Origin of the sequence: Hydrogenophaga intermedia (assembly GCF_023715105.1) — a bacterium.
GTDB lineage: Bacteria > Pseudomonadota > Gammaproteobacteria > Burkholderiales > Burkholderiaceae_C > Hydrogenophaga > Hydrogenophaga intermedia_A.
Genome location: NZ_JAMBNO010000079.1, coordinates 1 through 1,033, shown reverse-complemented (window position 1 = coordinate 1,033; position 1,033 = coordinate 1). Strand labels below are relative to the sequence as shown.

Genomic DNA, 1,033 nt, shown 5'->3' with positions numbered 1-1,033 from the left:
GCGCACACCGTCACGACGCGATGCACGCCGAACCTGGTCATGGGCTCACCGGTTCGACCTCGGAAGACTCGGTCCTCGAGGCCCTGATCCCTGATCAACGGCCGAAGCACAACTGCGGTCTTTGGCCACAGCGGACATACCCTCCACTTGTTGCCCTTGCCGAGGATGCGCACGGACGGCGAAGTGCCGAGCTGCAGGTTGCAGGCGCGCAGGGATGCCGCTTCATCGGCACGCGCACCGCTGTTGTAAAGGAAGAGCATGAGCGCGTAGTCGCGCGCACCAAGTACAGTTTGCTGGTCCGGCACTCGTAGCAAGGCATCTACCTCGGGCTTGTCCAAGTAGCCAACGACCGTCTTGGACGCCTTCTTGAACGGTACCGATCGAACTTGCGCACACCATGCCGCGTGCTCGGGCGAGCGGGCTCCGATGTACCGGGCCAGCGAGTGGATTGCCGCGAGTCGGTGGTTGCGCGTCAGGACCGCGCATTGTCGATCGTGTTCGAGGTGCTCCAGAAACGCCCGTACACGGTCAGCCGAGATGTCTTCGACCAGGAGTCGGTCGACGTCCGATTTGGCGTGATGACCAACGAACGGCAGCAGTAGTGTCAGGCTGTCGCGGTAGCTGACCTGCGTGTTGCGCGCAAGGTTGCGCTCGGCCACAAGGTGCTCCAACAAGAAGCGTCGTACCCAAGGCCCAAGAACGGCGGTGTCACGCATGCTCGGCCACCTCATCTTCCACAGACGCAGCATAGGCGGCGAAGCGCATGCTGGCCGCTTGCAGCAGCTCCGGCGTCATCTGCAAATACCGCTGCGTAGAAGCAACGCTGACGTGACCGAGGTAGGTAGCCAGCTTCGGTAGGAGTTGCTGTACATCGTGGCCCTGCTGGTACCAGGTCAGCACTCGATGCACGGCTGCAGTGTGTCGTAAATCGTGCAGTCGCGGCGGCCGAGACGCGCCTGGAGGACATCCAATTCCAGCGTGGGCACGCACTCGCTGGAACAGCGTCACGACGCGCGGGTAGTTTAGCCGGCGA

2 protein-coding genes are annotated in these 1,033 nt (G+C 62.7%); both read right to left on the bottom strand.

The annotated features are described in order from the left end of the window. Positions 1 to 659, bottom strand: a 659-nt coding sequence (locus M3149_RS22645; protein ID WP_251711608.1) for a tyrosine-type recombinase/integrase, incomplete at its 3' end; no start/stop codon positions are given. A gap of 49 nt (positions 660 to 708) precedes the next feature. Beyond that, positions 709 to 900, bottom strand: a complete 192-nt coding sequence (locus M3149_RS22640) for a hypothetical protein (protein WP_251711607.1) — start codon at positions 898 to 900, stop codon at positions 709 to 711. Positions 901 to 1,033 lie beyond the last annotated feature (133 nt).